17 protein-coding genes and 1 tRNA gene are annotated in these 18041 nt (G+C 60.9%); 11 read left to right on the top strand and 7 right to left on the bottom strand.

From position 1 onward, the window contains the following. Window positions 1-16: 16 nt before the first annotated feature. Window positions 17-1375, bottom strand: coding sequence for a DUF4921 family protein (locus CS919_RS07650; protein WP_099298907.1), 1359 nt, complete (start codon window positions 1373-1375; stop codon window positions 17-19). Between the two features lie 96 nt (window positions 1376-1471). On the opposite strand from CS919_RS07650, the gene CS919_RS07645 reads away from it, so the two are divergent. Beyond that, on the top strand, window positions 1472-1861 hold the full coding sequence (locus CS919_RS07645; protein ID WP_099298906.1) for a hypothetical protein: 390 nt from the start codon (window positions 1472-1474) through the stop codon (window positions 1859-1861). A gap of 15 nt (window positions 1862-1876) precedes the next feature. On the opposite strand, the gene CS919_RS07640 is transcribed toward CS919_RS07645, so the two are convergent. Genes CS919_RS07640 through CS919_RS07630 form a run of 3 tightly spaced genes read right to left on the bottom strand, consistent with a single transcriptional unit; the run spans window position 1877 to window position 4730 of the window. Next, window positions 1877-2674, bottom strand: a complete 798-nt coding sequence (locus tag CS919_RS07640) for an amino acid ABC transporter ATP-binding protein (protein WP_099298905.1) — start codon at window positions 2672-2674, stop codon at window positions 1877-1879. Window positions 2675-2700: 26 nt separating this feature from the next. After that, a complete protein-coding gene (locus CS919_RS07635; RefSeq protein WP_099298904.1) occupies window positions 2701-3672 on the bottom strand; it encodes an amino acid ABC transporter permease in 972 nt (323 codons plus the stop codon). After that, window positions 3669-4730, bottom strand: a complete 1062-nt coding sequence (locus tag CS919_RS07630; RefSeq protein WP_099298903.1) for an ABC transporter substrate-binding protein — start codon at window positions 4728-4730, stop codon at window positions 3669-3671. The genes CS919_RS07635 and CS919_RS07630 overlap by 4 nt, the downstream gene beginning before the upstream one ends. 21 nt (window positions 4731-4751) lie before the next feature. On the opposite strand from CS919_RS07630, the gene CS919_RS07625 reads away from it, so the two are divergent. The 3 genes from CS919_RS07625 to CS919_RS07615 all read left to right on the top strand — a co-directional run bounded on the left by CS919_RS07625 (window position 4752) and on the right by CS919_RS07615 (window position 6616). After that, the gene (locus CS919_RS07625; RefSeq protein WP_099298902.1) at window positions 4752-5240 is read left to right on the top strand and encodes a methylated-DNA--[protein]-cysteine S-methyltransferase; all 489 of its coding nucleotides are present in this window, start codon (window positions 4752-4754) and stop codon (window positions 5238-5240) included. After that, a complete protein-coding gene (locus CS919_RS07620; RefSeq protein WP_099298901.1) occupies window positions 5237-6481 on the top strand; it encodes a glutaminase in 1245 nt (414 codons plus the stop codon). Before CS919_RS07625 ends, CS919_RS07620 begins: the two co-directional genes overlap by 4 nt. 61 nt (window positions 6482-6542) lie before the next feature. Further along, window positions 6543-6616, top strand: a tRNA-Leu gene (locus tag CS919_RS07615). Between the two features lie 369 nt (window positions 6617-6985). Here the strand turns inward: CS919_RS07615 and CS919_RS07610 are convergent. Continuing rightward, window positions 6986-7261 carry a hypothetical protein gene (locus tag CS919_RS07610; protein WP_099298900.1) on the bottom strand — a complete coding sequence of 92 codons (276 nt, stop codon included), beginning with the start codon at window positions 7259-7261 and terminating at the stop codon, window positions 6986-6988. Window positions 7262-7475: 214 nt separating this feature from the next. Between CS919_RS07610 and CS919_RS10875 the strand changes: the two genes are divergently transcribed. Then, window positions 7476-8156: a DUF5677 domain-containing protein gene (locus tag CS919_RS10875; RefSeq protein WP_234990867.1), complete on the top strand. Its 681-nt coding sequence runs from the start codon at window positions 7476-7478 to the stop codon at window positions 8154-8156. 5 nt (window positions 8157-8161) lie between these two features. Continuing rightward, complete coding sequence (locus tag CS919_RS10775) at window positions 8162-9718, top strand: hypothetical protein (protein WP_200818359.1); 1557 nt, start codon at window positions 8162-8164, stop codon at window positions 9716-9718. 437 nt (window positions 9719-10155) lie between these two features. Here CS919_RS10775 and CS919_RS07595 read toward each other — a convergent pair whose 3' ends face one another. Continuing rightward, a complete protein-coding gene (locus CS919_RS07595) occupies window positions 10156-11637 on the bottom strand; it encodes a multicopper oxidase family protein (protein ID WP_099298899.1) in 1482 nt (493 codons plus the stop codon). A gap of 71 nt (window positions 11638-11708) precedes the next feature. Then, window positions 11709-12284: a CueP family metal-binding protein gene (locus CS919_RS07590; protein WP_075728841.1), complete on the bottom strand. Its 576-nt coding sequence runs from the start codon at window positions 12282-12284 to the stop codon at window positions 11709-11711. 404 nt (window positions 12285-12688) lie between these two features. On the opposite strand from CS919_RS07590, the gene copR reads away from it, so the two are divergent. From copR to CS919_RS07565, 5 genes are read left to right on the top strand one after another with little or no spacing between them, the layout of a single operon-like run. Beyond that, complete coding sequence (gene copR, locus CS919_RS07585; RefSeq protein ID WP_099299054.1) at window positions 12689-13411, top strand: two-component system response regulator CopR; 723 nt, start codon at window positions 12689-12691, stop codon at window positions 13409-13411. Continuing rightward, a complete protein-coding gene (gene copS / locus CS919_RS07580) occupies window positions 13408-14607 on the top strand; it encodes a two-component system sensor histidine kinase CopS (RefSeq protein ID WP_099298898.1) in 1200 nt (399 codons plus the stop codon). Before copR ends, copS begins: the two co-directional genes overlap by 4 nt. 58 nt (window positions 14608-14665) lie before the next feature. Further along, on the top strand, window positions 14666-14998 hold the full coding sequence (locus CS919_RS07575; RefSeq protein WP_099298897.1) for a heavy-metal-associated domain-containing protein: 333 nt from the start codon (window positions 14666-14668) through the stop codon (window positions 14996-14998). Window positions 14999-15048: 50 nt separating this feature from the next. Next, a complete protein-coding gene (locus tag CS919_RS07570; RefSeq protein WP_099298896.1) occupies window positions 15049-17268 on the top strand; it encodes a copper-translocating P-type ATPase in 2220 nt (739 codons plus the stop codon). Window positions 17269-17311: 43 nt separating this feature from the next. Further along, window positions 17312-17974 (top strand): DUF305 domain-containing protein, encoded by a 663-nt coding sequence (locus CS919_RS07565; RefSeq protein WP_099298895.1) that lies wholly within the window; start codon window positions 17312-17314, stop codon window positions 17972-17974. Window positions 17975-18041 lie beyond the last annotated feature (67 nt).

Raw genomic sequence — 18041 nt, 5'->3', positions numbered from 1 at the left:
TTAAGGAACGCTAACTTTAGCGGATGGCGGGGTTGTACTTCAGTTGGTTCGGGGCGAACTTACACTCATCGCCGAGGCGAATGCCTGGAGCCAAACGGCCCTGCTCGCGGGCCTCGATGAGAGCCGGGAGCACACGGTCCTTGAGATTGCCCGGGGAGATGGTGTTGATGTAGATCTTCGTGCCACCTTCAAAACCAGCCATCGTGGACACGCGCCACTTGATGACGATGCGCCACGGCATGGGCACGTCCACGTCCAGGGGACGGTGCAGCCACTCCTCGTTGCACGGGACGTCCGGACCAGCGGCGATGTGGCAGGCATGCACCAAGTCGGCCACGCCGTCGCGCTCCTCATCGGACATCAACCACGGCTCCGTGGTGGCGGATTTACTGAAGACCTCGAGGGTGGGGAAGCGGTGGCCGAACCCAGCGAAGGCAATCGCGTGGTCATTTTCTGCGAACACCAAGTTGAAACGAGAAGCGTAATCCACCGCCCACTCGTTGTACATGTTGGCATTGCGGCGAACCTGGGCGATCTCCACCTCGTTCTGCAGGCCGTGCTCATCGATCGCCACCAGCTGCTTGTGCAGGTGATCAAAGCTAGCGCCGGCGGGGGCGAGCCAATTCTGGAACACCGCAACGTAGCGCGCATAGCGGTTGGAACGGTACAGCTGATCCATGCCATCAACGGTAAAGGCGATGAAGTGCCGGTGATCCTGCCAGCTCAACGTGCCGGAGCTGGCCAGCTGATCCGTCGTGGTGGCGCCGGGGACGTAGTGATCCCGGGCGATGATGACATCGTGGCCACCCGCGAACAAGCTGTCAGACTTCTCCTGCAGCGTCTGCATGCGGCGCTCCTCGGAGAAGAGCTCGTCGATCTCCTCTGGCGAGTGCCCAGCGGCTTCCATCTTCACGCGCAGAATCTGCTCCACGTGCTGCTGGCCCTCTTCTTCCGAGAGGTAATCCACCTTGTGCTTCGCGGCTGCGGCGGTAATGGTGTGGCCGTAGTTCAGCGCCCAGTATTCGTAGGTCAGGATCTCGAAGAGATTGGCAACCCGGCGGAACAGGGGATTCGTGTCCTCCAGCTGGCTGGTCTTGACTCCCCGCAAGATCCGCGGCTTCTCGTCCTCATCCAGGACAAGGCGCGCCTTTTCCGGAGGAGTGTCCCACTTGCGGTCATTGCCGAAGGCACAGGTGCTATCGCGGTCCGTGATCTCCTTGGCCTCCACGGTGTGGACAGACAACGGGCGGTTCGCCCGGCCGGGGACCGTCCACACTTCCATGCCCGTAAACGGGTTGACCTGCTTGATCGTTCCGTCCGGCAGTGTCGTCAGCGGCGGGACGGGGGCGGGGAAATGCGAAGATGAACCAATCACCCCTCAAATATAACCCAGGAGAAATTGCAGCTCGGTAAATGAGGGCATGCGGACGGGGAGAAAACGCGCAATGGGCCGTGGTGTACAAATTGAGGCATGCCAAGCATCACATTCCGCATTCTCGCGAAACCTAGCCAGCTGGAGTTCATCGAGGACGATTTCCGCAACCTCGTAGCCGCTCTGGGAGATGACCTAGACGCTGATCTGGACGTCACCACCGGCCTTGTTCCGGATCCCGAATTGGTCACCACGTGGGTGGAGCAGTTCGGTGAAGAAAGTGACCCAGACAGCGACGATGCCCCCGAAGGTACGGAAATCAAGGTGGACGTTCGCCACTACGGCATGGGCTCCATCTCTGGGCTCACCATGCACTTCGCAGAGTTGTTGACCGTGCGAGAGAAGGACCCCAAGGAGCCACTGCTGCGACAGGTTCAGGACGATCCGGGCTCCCCGCGCGTGCCGTGGCACGTGCAGGTGCAGCCCTAAGCTCCTCGCGCAGCTTTAGAGCAGGCTGGAGAGGAATTCCTGCGTGCGTTCCTGCTGCGGGTTTGTGATGACCTCGCCGGCAGGACCGCTTTCCACCACCACGCCGCCGTCCATGAACACGACGGTATCGGCGACTTCGCGCGCAAAGCCCATCTCGTGGGTGACCACCAGCATGGTCATGCCCTCGTCGGCCAGTTTGCGCATCACGCCCAGTACCTCGCCTACCAGCTCAGGATCCAGCGCAGAGGTGGGCTCGTCGAACAGCATCAGCTTTGGACGCATCGCCAGCGCGCGGGCAATCGCCACGCGCTGTTGCTGCCCGCCGGAGAGCTGGATGGGGTAGGCGTTTTCTTTCGACGCCAAGCCCACCCGCTCCAGCAGCTCTCGCGCGTGCTTAGTGGCCTCTGCCTTGGACTCGCCCTTGACCTGGATCGGCGCCTCGATGATGTTTTCCAGCACAGTGCGGTGTGTGAACAGATTAAAGTGTTGGAACACCATGCCTATCTCTAAGCGCTGCTTGGCCGCGTCCTTTTCGGAAATCTCGTAGAGCTTTCCGTCCTTTTCCTTGTAACCAATCAGCTCGCCGTCTACCTCGACGCGGCCAGAGTTGATTTGCTCCAGGTGATTGACGCAGCGCAGCAGGGTGGACTTGCCGGAGCCCGAAGGCCCGATCAAGCAGGTCACCGAGCCGCGAGGCACCACGAGGTCGATGCCCTTGAGCACGTCGAGGCGACCATAGCGCTTCCACATGTCCTTGATGGCGATCATGGGTACGGCAGAGCCCGCAACAGTGGGCTGTGGAGAGTTAGTCATCAGTGCTTGTCCTTTGTCGCTTCTGTCTAGGACTGTCCGTGGGAACGCTGGTTGTTTTCGACGGTCACGTTGCGCGGTGGCACACCCTCGGCGTCGGTCAAAACAGCAAGCTGACGGGCGGACAGCTGGCGGGAAGAACCACGGGAGAAGTAGCGCTCCAGGTAGTGCTGGCCAACCATCAAAACGCTGGTGATCAGCAGGTACCACGTGGCCGCGACCATCAGCAGTGGCACGGGCTGGAAGATGCTGTTGGAGATATCCGTGCTGCGTCCATAGAGCTCGCCGGTGTAAGGGATAGCGATGACTAGCGAGGTGGTCTTCAGCAAGGAAATCAGCTCGTTGCCCGTGGGTGGAATGATGATACGCATGGCCTGCGGCAATACGGTACGGCGCATGTTCTGCCACCACGTCATGCCCAGCGCCTTGGAGGCCTCGGATTGGCCTTCCGGAACGGCTTGGATTCCGGCGCGGACGATTTCGGCCATGTAGGCAGCTTCGTTGAGGCCCAAGCCCAAGACGGCCAGCAAGAAAGCATTCTGAAGAACATCCTGCAAGTCCACCTCAGTCACGCCCAAGTTCACCACCTGGTAGACAGCGCCCAGTAGACCCCAGAACACCAGCTGCACGTACACCGGCGTGCCGCGGAATATCCACAGGTACAGCCAGGACACTCCCTGCAGCACCGGGTTGGGGGACATGCGCAGAACGGCGACGATCGAGCCCAGCACCACTCCCAGCACCATGGCCAGGATGGTCAAAGCGATGGTGTGCAGAGCGGCCACGGCAATGCGAGTGTCCAGGATGTACTTGAAGTAGGTATCCCAGTGATAGGCCTCGCGGCTGGCGGCATCGAAAAGAAAAATTCCCAGCAACACAAGAACCACCGAGGCAAAGATCCAACGGCCAGGATGGCGCAGCGGGATGGCTTGGTTTTCCTTGGGGCGGCGCTTTGTAGCCGGGGTGGCCGCGGCTGAGGAGGTGTCGGGTGAGGAGGTCATGCGTGAGTCCTTTGCATGGTCAGTAGAGAACCGGACGTGCGGCGGGTGCGGCGTGACGTACCGCGAGATGCTGCGGCAGCGCTGCGGAGGAAGCCTGGTCGAGGTGGTGTAGCAGGGCGACGGGCTTGCGCGCCGCGGCTACCGCTGGTGTTCGGCACAGGGCCCAAGTTGAAGGTCACGGTATCGATGGCACCCTCTTTGAGCCCCCACGGTTGGAGGATCTTTTGGTAGTCGCCGGATTCCAGAAGCTCCTGTAGAGCGGCCGTCAACGCTGATCCCAGCTCGGACTGCTTCTTGACTGCCCAGCCGAAGGGGGCGGTGTCAAAGGCCTCGCCGATCTGCGCAAGCTTGTCGTCTGAGCGCTCCACGGCGTAGGAGATCACCGGCGAGTCCGAAGAGTACGCATCCGCCTTCTTCAGGATCGTGGCGGTGGCGGCGGAGTCCGCGGTGGCGAAGACCATCTTGTTGATCGCGGGCTTGCCCTCAGCCACGCACTGCTCGGACTTGCCTTGGACTTCGTCAGTTTCGGAATAGGTTCCCTTTTGCACAGCGACGGTCAAGCCACAGGCGTTGTCCGGATCGATGCTACCCTCGCGTCCCGGCTGGGTGGCCCAGGAGACTCCAGCATTGAAAAAGTCCACGAAGTCGTAGTTTTCCTGGCGCTCCTCGGTATCCGTAAACGACGAGGCGCCCACGTCCACCGTGCCTCCAGAGATGGAGGGGAGGATGAGGTTGAAATCCATCTGCCGCATGTCCACCTTGAGTCCGAGAACAGCCGCGGCGGCACTAATGAGGTCTACTTCGTAGCCAATGATCTGGCCTTGGGAGTTCTTAAACTGCGCCGGGGCATACGGGGTGTTGGCACCCACGGCGAGGGTTCCGCGCTGCGCGATGGGTGCGGGGACGAGCTTCGCCAGCGCCTCATTTTTTGCGGGCTGGACCTTTTCCCATCCCTCCGGATTGCCGAGTTCCTCATTGGTTACACACGCGGCCAGCACCGTGGTTAGGCTCAAAGCGATGGTCGCCTTCAGCATGCGGCGGGAAACGCTGTTTATCATGCGGAAAGTATATAGGAGCTTATGAATAATACTCACCTCGCCCTGCTCAACTCCCCGCGTGGAAAAATCATCGCGGAAAGGGATGGGGAAGTGCTCGTGGGGCTGTGGTTTGCAGGCCAACCGTTGGCGCCTTCTGAATCTTCTTTTTTTGACGACGCCACCTCTGTCCCGCTGTGGGTTCAACTCCAGTCCGAACTCGATGAATACTTTGCGGGCAAACGTGAGGTTTTCACTGTTGCGTATGAGTTGCGGGGCACGCAGTGGCAGAAGTCTGTGTGGTCCGAGCTGGAGAAGATTCCGGCGGGGCAGACCGTGACCTACGGGGAGATTGCCGCAGCGTTGCACAACGAGGGGGCCTCCCGGGCGGTTGGTACAGCTGTGGGGCGGAACCCCGTGAGCATCATTGTGCCGTGCCATCGGGTGCTCCCAACTAGTGGCGGAATAGGTAACTACGGTGGCGGCGTGGAGAATAAGGCAGTGCTATTGACGTTAGAAGGGGCAGTGGAATGAAAGACGATGTAATCGGTGATTACCTCCAAGAGCTATTGGAGAAGTTGCAGGACAATAGCGAAGGGGAGGTAGCTGCATATATCCCAGAGCTCGCGGCGGCAGATCCGGAGCCTTTTGCGGTTGCTTTCTGTACCAATGAGGGGCAGGTGTACGCCGAGGGTCTCCGAGAGGGGGACTCGGAGCGAGAATTCACCATCCAGTCATTGTCTAAGCCTTTCGCCTATGCCTTGGCCCTGAAAGAAGAGGGGCTGGAGGAAGTTGCACGCTTTGTTGGCGTGGAGCCTTCCGGCGAGGCATTCAACGAGCTGAGCTTGGATAAGGCGACCAAGCGGCCCATGAACCCGATGATCAACGCGGGTGCGATCACGGTGAACCAGCTGATCAATGGTGAAGAGTCGTCTGTGGAGGACCGAGTGAATAAGATCCTCGAATTCTTCTCAGATCTGGCCGGGCGGCAGCTCCGGATTGATAGCGATACCTGTGATTCCGAGCTTGAGACTTCAGACCGAAATATGTCGCTGGCCTACATGCTCCGCAGCTACGGGATGATTCAGGATTCTGCAGAAGACGCGATTGTCAGCTACGTCAAGCAGTGCTCCATAATGGTCACTGTGTCCGACTTGGCCATGATGGCCGCGACGTTGGCTAATGGGGGAGTTCAGCCTAGGACGCACAAGCAGGTGTGCAGCCGGCGAGTTGCGATCCAAGTACAGGCGGTCATGGCTAGTGCTGGCATGTACAACGCTGCCGGACGGTGGATGGCATCCGTCGGCTTGCCAGCGAAGTCTGGGGTGTCCGGAGGGATTATCGGCACGCTACCTGGTCGTCTGGGCATTGCTGCGTTTTCTCCCAAGTTGGACGAGGCAGGCAATAGTGTGCGTGCCAAGCGCGTCTTCGAATACTTGGATCGCGACATGGGGCTGCATCTGATGGCGCCGGAAAAGCAGGGCCGGGGTGCCGTGCGCAGTATTTCGATCATGAAAGATGATCAGGCTTCGGGGGGTTCTCAAGGCAAGCGAACTGTCATCCGCCTGCAGGGCGATATCGATTTCAACGCGTGCGAGAAAATCTGGCGCACCATCCAGGAGCATGACTTCGAGTCTGAAAACGTGACCGTGGATCTGGAGAAGGTTGATGAGATCAACAGCGTGGGCAAGCGGATGATTGGTGAGTTCCAAGACCGTCTGGTGAGGAACGGAATGAAGATTGAAATCGTGGATCCCGACGAGGTGCTGGCTTAGCCTCCTAGCTGGTGTTTTGTAACTTCCTATGGCGGTGCAATAGGCTGTTACAAGCGTTAGCGCCCCAGTAGCCCAATTGGCAGAGGCAATGGATTCAAAACCCATACAGTGTGAGTTCGAGTCTCACCTGGGGCACACTTTTTCATCAAGAGCCGCCTGTATTCCGCAGGCGGTTTTTGCACAAGGATCCCCCAAAGCTGCCATGTGATTTTCATTTCCACAGGTCGCAGAAAGTAGTGTGGCGCTTCTGGGGGATCCATGTGCGTGGGAGCCAACTAGGCGACGGAAGGTCACCTCAGGCACACCACCCCACCTCGCATACATGCATACGGCCACGCAGTCGATTCGCTTCCTGCCAAATCCACCTATGCTCGACCCCACGAATAACATGCAGAAGCTCGTTCCCAGCATTAGGTGCAACCGCAGCGCAGAGGCCGTCGCTGCACTCTAAGAAGAAGCCTTCGGTGCCGCCGGCTTCGAGGTCAGCTCGGTATTCGAGGCTCGCTACCCAGAGACACATCTCCCAGATTTCCAAAAGAATTCGCTGGTCAGCTGGTCACGATCAACGTGACCATCAATGGTTACCTCCTGACTCTCATCAACGCAGGTGACTAATTCCGCCCTAGCCCTGGCATGTCCTTCATGCTCAATTTCGATCCTCTTATGTTCGACGTCCCGGCTCAGGATCGCGCGGAAGAGGCCGCAAATCTTTACGTGGAACTGTTCAATCACAAGAATGAACAGCGTGCCGAAGCACACATCGCCGAACAGCACGGCCATGCGCTCGACCTAATGGACCTTTTGTGGAGAAGCGCCATGGAAGCCGTTAACTGGGGATCCGAAATCCTTCACGAGCACCTCGAGGATGACCCAGAAGACGATGCCTATGCTGCCTTATTCACTACCTTGACCGGGCTCGCAGCGAGGGCGTTGCTCGCCTTCAACGAAGTGTCCTGGTTACTGCGAGGTGGCTACCCTCAGGGCGCATTTACCCGTGTTCGCTCTCCACGAGCTCTATATTGTTGCGAGGGTCCTCTGGGAATACGGCTCACCTGTGTCAAACTACCCTGACCTCGTGGAACGATACCTTCTTCATCAGGAAGTGTTCCTTAAAGGAGCCGCCAGGGACCTGATCAGTACTGGAACTCCGGGTATCGATGAGACTATCAACACTGAGATTCTTGACGCCCTCGATTCACGACAGAGGGAGCTTATCGGTACATATGGGAAAGTGTTTTCGACATCTTGGGGATGGGCGGCCCCTCTGTTTCCCAAGAAGACACCCTCATTCATGGACCTTAACAAGCTCGTGATGCCAAGCCTAAACGCCTACTACAGAATCGCGAGCGAACACCTGCATGCCAGCTCTGCTGGCTTAGCTAACGCAGGAAAGTTAGATGGAATGGGTACTATCGGGTACAACGGTGGAGCGACCATTGATGGCCTCGCGTTTCCGGCCATTTTCGGATCCACATTCTTGCTCTCTTTAGTAGGCACTATCGTCCCTATAGAGATTCATAACTCAGAGACGGACAAAGATATTGACACCGGGCGTCACATGCTTGGGGTCCTAGCTCGGTTGCACAGAGAAATCCTCGACGCCTGGAACGGGGAGTCGACGGAAGACCACTCAGCAGTAAACGGGACTGACGGCGACTCCAATGAGAGAGGTTGATAATCATGGGCTCAACAGTGCACTTTTTTATCCCGCTTGGCTGGTCGCTCCAAGTACCTGATGGCTTCAATAAGACCAAATATCCATCTGGTCAGTATGAAACAGAGGAAGGGGTTGCCGCCCCGACCACAGACAGCGCCCACTTCATCTTCCATCAGCGTGTGCTTGAGGGGTCTCCGCACCCTCCGATGGAAGCTGGTTTCGAGATCGCTGCCAAGAGGACAAACACCCAGCCCCGGGAAAGTCCTCCTGCCATTCTGCGCACTTCCCACCAGACGGTCGTTGAATCCATGGTGGGGTTGGATTACGAGCCCTTAACTTCTGGGCAGAATCTGAACGATGACGCACCAGACGAGCTAACTAGAGCCTTCGACTATGCAGTCTCGGAGCAAAATATTCTTCTCCGCGCAATCGCAATGGCCCTGGAAAAACCGCTTAGGCTGGTAGCGAGGGAATCGCTCCCCCCGACGATTCCGATCACAATCTCTGCCACCAAACCATGGGAGATGATCAATAAGAATGCGCTACCAGACGTAGAAGATCTCAGCGTCTTCAACGTCAACTGGAACATCCCGATTGCGCCTGATGGCACTCACGATCACGACCAACAAAATACCTGGATTGATGCCGCACTGGTAAATCTCTCCACCACGGGACCGTTCACTACCTACGGTGACTTCCGCCGCGAGGCTGATCTGAGCTTTTCCCAGGAAGGAAACTACCGGACCGCAATCATCCTGTATGCCTCTGCTTGTGAGTCCCTGTTAGATGAGCTTCTACAACATACCCTTTGGGAGCAGAATCTGCGCCCAGAAGAGACAGCAAGGAAATTTCTAACCAAACGAGGCAGCCCCCGAGGCATTGTCGATCTCGTCAAGAACGAACTAGGGAGTCTCTACTCAAATTCCGGGTGGGGGCGTAACACACCCGAGGTCATTGACAGGTGGATCACCTACGTCGCTGATCTGCGAAATCAGGCTATCCATGATGGGTATATTCCTACCTCAAGTGAACTACGTACCTGCGTGGAGACAGTTAATGATCTGGTGGAGTTTCTCGCTGATCAAGTCTTTACAGCCAGGACAACACGGCCTATTACTGCGCTTGCTCTTCTCGGACAAATAGGTCTTGAGGCTCGAGGTGGCTGGGACGAACAGTTCTCTAGCTACGAAACTAGCCTGACCGATGTGAACTTTCGACTCAGAATTTTTCGGAGGTGGGGGAGCGCGCTGTCATACTTCCGGACTAGCAACCGAAAGAGGACGGTGCCGGGAGCAGAGCAGTCCACCTGCTACTTGGTCATTTACCCACAGGGCAAGGATGAGTTTTTCCTTGTGGACCAAAACGGAGTCATGGCGCAGCCGATCACCCGCGAAGAGGTCATTCTGCCCGATAAAGCCGAGGAGAAGATCTGGAATATTAAAAGCCTGAATACTCCGCTTCCTGCAGTGATTAAACTCTCATACGAGAAGCTTGATCTCTTACAGGAGCCAAAGTGGGAGCACTATGTCTACGATGTGCTCCCCGGCCGCGAGGTCACCTTCTCCACTTTAATGGATTAGTAAATTAAAACTATCTGAGGTTTATAAGAGTGCTACTGCTACCGGGCGAGGCCCACTTGATGAAGTGCTACTAGGCCAGCTGACTATACAGCCCCAATGGCTGCGCGCTTGCATGTAGGCAATACGCCAGTTTCGCGACGCAATGCACTGTAGGCCGTCGTACAGTCACCTCACCATTGCTACCCAGCTATCTCCTCCGGGGAATCGGGGAGGAAATAGGCCACCAGGGTCACGGCGGTGAGCACCGCGGCAACCGCGATGGCGGTTCTGCGGGGTGTGCTCGGCATGGATTAGATCTCCTTATTCCGGGGCGGTGGGGAAGAAGACGGTGTTCTGGTTGTCCCGGAAGACCACAACACCGAGGAAGGTCATCGTGCTGCCCGGTGGGTGGTCTGCAGCGACTCTGCCCACCTCGGCACTCAACCCTGCTGTGGGGGTTACTCGTAGCGAAGCGAGCTGACCATCCCGGTTTCCATGTGATAGGCGTTATGGCAGTGAAATGCCCACTCACCGGGGTTGTCAGCGATCAGGTCGGCGATCATGGTTTCACCGTGGCGGAGAAGGACGGTGTCCTTGCGTAGCCCGCCGCTGCCGGGTAGCGCCCAGGTGTGGCCGTGGATGTGCATGGGATGGGGCATCATGGTCCTGTTGCGCATGACCATCCGCAGGCGCTGGCCCTCCTGCACGGTCGCGGAGGAGGATTGGCCGTCGGTGAGAATGCTCCATTCATACGGCATCATCTGCCCGCCCAGGTCGATGCTGACTTCTCGGTCTGGTGTGCCCTCGGGCAGGAGTGCACGGTCTGCTGGCTTCAGGGAGGACAGAAGCAGTCCGGTGGACGACAACTCGGGGAAGTCGACATCGGGGCGGGGGGCCTGGCCGCCGGCGGTGCGGATGACGGCGAAGGCGCGGTCGTCCTTACCCACCGCCAAAGCCGTGAGCGGGAAGATGCCGTCGCCGAGGATGACCTCGACGTCGACACGCTCGCCCATCGACAGGTAGATCGATTCGGTCTCCCAGGGCTGGACAGGGAAGCCGTCGGTGTGGGTCACGGTCATGCGGTGGCCACCGAGGGCCACCTTGAAGATGGTGTCACCGCCGGAGTTGATAAACCGCAGGCGGGCCTTGTCGCCCGGGCGGGCTTCGAAGGTCCGGTGAGCACGGGGGATACGTCCGTTGATGAGGTAGTGCGGATACATCACATCGCCGACATCTCCGCCCAGTACCCGGTCCGGGGTGCCGTGCATCATCTGGCCGTGACCTCCCATTCCCATCCTCCCGTTATGGTCGTCCGAGCCCATTCCGGTGAGCTTGTCGAGCTCATCGTCGGGAGTGCCATGAATGCCATCGACCCAGTCGTCGAGCACGATGGTCCACTCGACGTCCTGGTCCTCAGCGTCTTGCGGGTCACGGATGATCAGTGGGGCGTGGAGGCTGCGATCAAGCTGCAGGCCGGTGTGGGAATGGTAGAAGTAGGTGCCACCGTGGGGGACTTCAAAAACATAGGAGAAAGACTCGCCAGGTTCAATGGGGTCCTGGGTCATGCCGGGCACACCGTCGGCTGCGTTGTGGAGTGCGATGCCATGCCAGTGGATGGAGGTGCTCTCAGGCAGTTCATTGGTGATATCGACCTGGAGGACGTCGCCGGCGGTGGCCTCAATGGCCGCATCCCCGGTGTCAGAGACGTATCCCCACGTCTTGGCTTCGATGCCGCCGATATCCAGAGAGAGGGGCCGGGCGGTCAGTGTCCGGCGCACCGTCGGCTCACCGAGCGCAGTGGGGGTGGGAGTGGGGCGAAGGGAGGGACCTGGTGCCGAGGCAGCGGGTCCAGGGTCGCTGGTGCAGGCGGCCACGGCCCCGGTGCTGGCGAGGACGAGCCCGCCGAGCAGAAACTGTCGTCGGGAAAACGCGTTCGTCATGATTTAACCTTCCTTGGTGCAAGATTTCAGTGACACGGGAGACAGGCGCAGGTGAGGACCCTGCTGAGCCATCACGTCAGGCGCAGGTCTGTGACACAGGTGGCACCGTCGTCGGTGGTGGAAAACTCCGTGGTGCCGGTACGCCCCTGGTAGCTGACCTCAATCAGGCCGGTGGCATCATCGGGAAGCCAGAAGCCAATAAACCCGTTGTCGAAGGTGGTTGTCGCCTCGTCCACCAGCACCTCACCGGTCGCCTCATCGGTGATCGTGACCTGGATATCCTCATTGTCGAGTTCCCCCAGGCAGGTCGTGAGGCTGTGGTAGAAGCAGTCGTGGGTGGAGGTGAGATAGGGTGCGATCGAGACATACGTCTGATTGTCGGGAAGATCGACCACGACTTCCTGGTCATCGCTCGAGAGCAGCAGTTCATCGGCACGCACGGAGGCGATCAGATCCGTGGGACGCTCAGTGACCTTCTGCCGGTCGAGGTGATCAATGATCTCCACCGCGTCCATGGCGGCCAGGCCATGGGTAGTCAGGAATGTATCCTGGGACACCGTCCCGTCGGCGGTGGGTTCCGGGTCGGCGGCCGAACACCCCGTGAGGGCGAGGGCAAGGGCGGCGGCTGCGATCGCTGCTCGTTTCACGTCAATCTCCTTGGATCGTGGTAAGACCGTGAGAAGACACCGCCTCAAGGTCGATGCCATACCTTTATCTAGCACGGGTGCCTGACGGCCCAGAAATCAAAAACCCTGCTCACAGCCTTATAACAGGGCGAAAAGGGGGTGACTCCGGTGGGCTGGGTCACCACCGGGACACCACCCCACAGCCGTGGGCGATGTCCTTCTACCCGACCCGGGTATGCGGTGCAGGCAGTGAAATCCCTGGTGGCGCCTGCTGAACTGACCAGGGGAGGCGATGCCGCCGGCCCGGGGTGGGGCACAGGGGTGACGGCGGTCGAAGGGTGATGTTTGAAGATTTGATGAAGGTTTCCCCGCCGGGCACTGAGCGAGGGTGGTATTCTTCCCTGGCCGGAGCGATACTGGGGTCTATGGCTGACCGCACACCGACCACCGCCACGCCCCCGGGGCGGGTGCTGGTCGTCGATGATGAACAACCCCTGGCTCAGATGGTGGCCTCCTACCTCATCCGGGCCGGCTTCGATACCCGCCAGGCGCACACCGGCACCCAGGCCGTGGACGAGGCCCGTCGCTTTTCCCCCGATGTTGTGGTGCTGGATCTGGGGCTGCCCGAACTCGACGGCCTGGAGGTGTGCCGACGGATCCGCACCTTCTCGGACTGCTACATCCTCATGCTCACCGCGCGTGGCAGCGAGGACGACAAGATCAGCGGTTTGACCCTGGGGGCGGATGACTACATCACCAAACCTTTTAGCATCCGGGAACTGGTGACCCGGGTGCATGCGGTGCTGCGCCGCCCGCGCACCAGCACCACCCCACCGCAGGTGACCACCCCCTTGATCGTTGGTGACCTCATCCTTGACCCCGTCGCCCAACAGGTGCGGGTGGGGGAGACGACCGTGGAGCTCACCCGCACGGAGTTCGAGCTGCTGGTTGCCCTGGCCCTGCGCCCCGGCCAGGTGCTGACCCGCCACGACCTGGTCACCGAGGTTTGGGACACCACCTGGGTCGGTGATGAACGCATCGTCGATGTCCACATCGGCAACTTGCGTCGCAAGCTTGGCACCGACACCCGGGGCCGGGGGTTTATCGACACCGTGCGTGGCGTGGGCTACCGGGTGGGGCAGCCATGAATCACGGACCCGGCCTGACCTTCCGCTTCCTGGCCGCCCAGGTGTTGGTCGTGGTGATTAGCCTGCTGGTGGCCGCGGCCGTGGCCACGATGGTGGGCCCGACCCTGTTCCATGATCATATGTTGATGACCGGCCGGGAGGACCCCTCGCTGGAGCTGTTCCATGCCGAGCAGGCCTACCGGGACGCCAACCTGATCACCCTGGCCGTCGCCCTGCCCACCGCCTTGATCAGCGCCCTGCTGGCCAGCCTGTGGTTATCGCGTCGCCTGCGCACCCCCCTGCAGGAGCTCACCCGCGCCGCTACCAGCCTGACGGCCGGCAACTACCGTATCCGCGTGCCCGCCGGAGAAGCAGGCCCCGAGGTCACCACCCTGGCGCATGCCTTCAACACCATGGCCGACCGGCTGGAACACACCGAACAGGTCCGCCGCCAGATGCTCTCTGATCTGGCCCACGAAATGGGCACCCCCTTATCGGTGCTCACGGTCTACCTCGATGGTCTCCAGGACGGGGTCGTGGACTGGAATAATGCCCCCCACACGATCATGGCTGACCAACTCACCCGCCTGACCCGGTTGATGGAAAGCATCGACGATGTCTCCCGGGCCCAGGAACACCGGATCGATTTGGACCTGGCGGAGGAAGGGCTCGGGGATCTGCTCCATACCGCCGCTGCTGCCGCGGGGGAAGCTTATGCTGACAAAGGCGTCGATTTACAGGTCGAGACCATTACGGACACCGCCCGGGTGCTCGTGGACCGGCAACGCTTCGGCCAGGTGATGAGCAATCTCCTGTCGAACGCGCTACGGCACACCCCGGCCGGCGGGCAGGTCCGGATCAGCGTCCACCGACAGGGGGCGTCTACCGCGCTCATCCACGTCGCCGATGACGGCGAGGGCATCCCACCTGGCCAGCTCGGACACATCTTCGAACGCTTCTACCGGGGGGATGCCGCCCGCAGCCGGGACAACGGCGGGGCCGGTATCGGTCTGACCATCTCCAAGGCATTGATCGAGGCCCACGGCGGCACTCTCACCGCCACCTCTCCTGGCCCCGGTGCCGGATCGGTCTTCACCATCCGTCTTCCCCTGCACCAGGAAAACGTGTCCCTGATGCTCAGTGACCCTCCTCCCGGGGACAATAATTCTGATTACCTCGGCAGCGATCCGTATCAACCCCTGGACAATACCCCATAGGGGTATATGATGGGAGGGGAAACCCCGCCTGATCCCCCGATCCCACAGGAGCGATCCGATGACCACCCCGACTTCCCCCTTGCTGCCGCTGGCCTCCGACGGTTGTGGATGCTGCGCGCCCTCTACGCCGTCCGCGACCGTCTCCGCCCCGGCCGTGGCCGCGGCAACCGACGCAATACCTGAAGGTCCCACCACCTACCAGGTCACAGGCATGACCTGCGGACACTGCGCCGGCAACGTCACCGAGGCGGTGAGCGCTCTGCCCCAGGTCGACGACGTCCAGGTCGACCTCATCGCCGGTGGGGTCTCCATCGTCACGGTCACGGGTTCCGTGCCCCTGGAAACCGTCCACCGGGCGATTGAGGAGACCGGCTACACCGTCTTGTCCTGATCGATTCGCCCATCATCTCGACCCCGACCGGGTTGAGCGGAAGGAACCTCATGAGCACTCCCCACCACCACGGTGATCACCCCGCTCCGGAAACAGACCACACCCACCACCCGGATCATGCCGGTCACGAGCACCATGCGGATGCCGCCACCCACGGCCAGGCCATGCCGCACGATCATCCGCATTCCGCTGTCGATGAAGAACACCAGGTCCACAGTCACGGTGAACACGCCGGCCACAGCGCCGCGATGTTCCGGGACCGCTTCTGGTGGTCGCTGATCCTGTCGGTTCCGGTGGTGTTCTTCAGCCCGATGTTCGCCGACCTGCTGGGATATAATATTCCGGAGATTCCGGGAGCCTACTGGATTCCTCCGGTCCTGGGCACGATCATCTTCCTCTACGGCGGCACCCCCTTCCTCAAGGGCGCAATGACCGAGCTGAAATCCCGCCAACCGGGCATGATGCTCCTGATCGCCATGGCGATCACCGTGGCGTTTATCGCCTCCTGGGTCACCACCCTGGGGCTGGGCGGGTTCCACCTAGATTTCTGGTGGGAACTGGCCCTGCTGGTGACCATCATGCTGCTGGGCCACTGGCTGGAGATGCGCGCTCTTGGTGGAGCCTCCTCCGCGCTTGACGCGCTGGCAGCGCTCCTGCCCGATGAGGCCGAGAAGGTCGTCGACGGGACCACCCGCACCGTAGCGATCTCAGAGCTGGCCGTCGACGATGTCGTGCTGGTCCGAGCCGGTGCCCGCGTCCCGGCCGACGGGACCATCATCGACGGAGCGGCCGAATTCGATGAGGCCATGATCACCGGTGAATCCCGCCCCGTCTTCCGGGATACCGGTGAGACCGTGGTGGCCGGCACCGTGGCCACCGACAACACCGTCCGGGTCCGGGTGGAGGCCACCGGTGGGGACACCGCCCTGGCAGGCATCCAGCGCATGGTCGCCGATGCCCAGGCCTCCTCCTCCCGGGCCCAGGCCCTGGCCGATCGAGCCGCAGCCTTCCTGTTCTGGTTCGCCCTGATCGCGGCCCTGATCACCGCCGTGGTCTGGACCATCATCGGCAGCCCCGATGATGCCGTGGTCCGCGCGGTGACCGTGCTGATCATCGCCTGTCCGCACGCCCTGGGCCTGGCCATCCCCCTGGTCATCGCGATCTCCACCGAGCGGGCCGCGAAATCCGGGGTGCTCATCAAGGACCGGTTGGCCTTGGAGCACATGCGCACCATCGACGTGGTCTTGTTTGATAAGACCGGCACCCTGACCGAAGGCGCACACGCCGTCACCGACATCATGGCTGCCGACGGCATTACCGAGGGCGAGCTGCTGTCCCTGGCCGCCGCCGCCGAGGCCGATAGCGAGCATCCCGTGGCCCGGGCGATCGTGGCTGCCGCGGCCGCACACCCGGAGGCCTCACGCCGCCCACTGCGCGCAACCGATTTCACCGCCGCCTCCGGCCGCGGGATCCGGGCCACTGTCGATGGCACCCAAATCCTCGTGGGTGGGCCGAACATGTTGCGCGAATTCAGTCTGACCATCCCGGGTGAGCTCACCGACATCACCGGTTCCTGGACGCAGCGAGGCGCCGGAGTGCTCCACGTCGTCCGCGACGGTGAGATCATCGGTGCCGTGGCCGTCGAGGACAAGATCCGCCCCGAATCCCGCGCGGCGGTGCGCGCCCTGCAGGCCCGCGGGGTGAAGGTGGCGATGATCACCGGTGACGCCACCCAGGTCGCCCAGGCAGTGGGCAAGGATCTGGGGATCGATGAGGTCTTCGCCGAGGTTCTGCCGCAGGACAAGGACACCAAGGTCACCCAGCTGCAGGAGCGCGGTCTGAGCGTGGCCATGGTCGGCGACGGTGTCAATGACGCCCCGGCCCTGGCCCGGGCCGAGGTCGGTATTGCGATTGGCGCGGGCACAGATGTGGCGATGGAGTCCGCCGGGGTGGTCCTGGCCAGTGATGATCCCCGGGCCGTGCTGTCGATGATCGAGCTCTCCCATGCCAGCTACCGCAAGATGGTCCAGAACCTGGTCTGGGCGACCGGGTACAACATCGTGGCCGTTCCCCTGGCCGCCGGTGTGCTCGCCCCTATCGGTGTGCTGCTTCCCCCGGCGGCCGCCGCCATCTTGATGTCCCTGTCCACGATCATCGTCGCCCTCAACGCCCAGCTGCTACGCCGGATCGACCTGGACCCGGCTCACCTGGCTCCGACCGACGGGAAGGAGGAGAAGGCTGCTGTGAGCTCTGCAGCCCCCGTCCGCTGACTTTCAATCCTTCATCGACTCCCCCCTCCGAAAGGGAACCCCCATGAAGCGCACCATCACCATCGCCGCTCTCGCCTTGACCTCCACCCTGGTTTTGTCCGCCTGCGCAGATAACACTGAGGGAGAAAACACCGACACCACGACCATCGCCACTACGTCCGCCCCCGACACCACCGAAACGACCGGGGCCACCACGGATCCTGAGACAGAGACGGGGGCGGCCGGAGAGGTCTCCGCCGAGCACAATGACGCGGACATCATGTTCGCGCAGATGATGATCCCGCATCACCAACAGGCCGTGGAGATGAGTGAAATCCTCCTGGCCAAGGTCGATCTCCCGGCCGAGGTCATCGAGTTCACCCAGGGTGTTATCGATGCCCAGGGCCCGGAGATCGACCGGATGAATACCATGCTCGAGACCTGGGAAGAAGATCCGGTCACCGGTGATATGGGTGAGATGGACCATGGCGGGATGAGTGGAATGATGAGCGAGGAGGACATGACAGCCCTCGAGGACGCCCAGGGCACCGAGGCTGCCCGGCTCTACCTTGAGCAGATGACCGCCCACCATGAGGGCGCGGTCGATATGGCCCGCGATGAGGTCACTGATGGACAGAACCCGCAGGCCATCGCTCTGGCTGAGCAGGTCATTGAAGACCAGGAGGCCGAGATCGCCGAGATGGAGCTGATGCTCAACGAGCTCTGAACAAGGATATTCCCCGACCACCCCAGATGAGAAACACGACCATACGACCATCGGGCCAAACCAGGAT

The sequence above is a fragment of the Corynebacterium dentalis genome (assembly GCF_900232865.1).
GTDB classification, from domain to species: Bacteria; Actinomycetota; Actinomycetes; order Mycobacteriales; family Mycobacteriaceae; genus Corynebacterium; species Corynebacterium dentalis.
The sequence above is the reverse complement of the archived record's forward strand: the minus strand, read 5'-3'. Positions and strand labels throughout refer to the sequence as shown.

Bases quoted from the DNA above. Each gene is read 5' to 3' on its own strand.
- CS919_RS07645 (WP_099298906.1), top strand. From the start codon at position 1,472: ATGCCAAGCATCACATTCCGCATTCTCGCGAAACCTAGCCAGCTGGAG.
- CS919_RS07640 (WP_099298905.1), bottom strand. From the start codon at position 2,674: ATGACTAACTCTCCACAGCCCACTGTTGCGGGCTCTGCCGTACCCATG.
- CS919_RS07635 (WP_099298904.1), bottom strand. From the start codon at position 3,672: ATGACCTCCTCACCCGACACCTCCTCAGCCGCGGCCACCCCGGCTACA.
- CS919_RS07630 (WP_099298903.1), bottom strand. From the start codon at position 4,730: ATGATAAACAGCGTTTCCCGCCGCATGCTGAAGGCGACCATCGCTTTG.
- CS919_RS07625 (WP_099298902.1), top strand. From the start codon at position 4,752: ATGAATAATACTCACCTCGCCCTGCTCAACTCCCCGCGTGGAAAAATC.
- CS919_RS07620 (WP_099298901.1), top strand. From the start codon at position 5,237: ATGAAAGACGATGTAATCGGTGATTACCTCCAAGAGCTATTGGAGAAG.
- CS919_RS07610 (WP_099298900.1), bottom strand. From the start codon at position 7,261: ATGGCCGTGCTGTTCGGCGATGTGTGCTTCGGCACGCTGTTCATTCTT.
- CS919_RS10775 (WP_200818359.1), top strand. From the start codon at position 8,162: ATGGGCTCAACAGTGCACTTTTTTATCCCGCTTGGCTGGTCGCTCCAA.
- CS919_RS07595 (WP_099298899.1), bottom strand. From the start codon at position 11,637: ATGACGAACGCGTTTTCCCGACGACAGTTTCTGCTCGGCGGGCTCGTC.
- copR (WP_099299054.1), top strand. From the start codon at position 12,689: ATGGCTGACCGCACACCGACCACCGCCACGCCCCCGGGGCGGGTGCTG.
- copS (WP_099298898.1), top strand. From the start codon at position 13,408: ATGAATCACGGACCCGGCCTGACCTTCCGCTTCCTGGCCGCCCAGGTG.
- CS919_RS07575 (WP_099298897.1), top strand. From the start codon at position 14,666: ATGACCACCCCGACTTCCCCCTTGCTGCCGCTGGCCTCCGACGGTTGT.
- CS919_RS07570 (WP_099298896.1), top strand. From the start codon at position 15,049: ATGAGCACTCCCCACCACCACGGTGATCACCCCGCTCCGGAAACAGAC.
- CS919_RS07565 (WP_099298895.1), top strand. From the start codon at position 17,312: ATGAAGCGCACCATCACCATCGCCGCTCTCGCCTTGACCTCCACCCTG.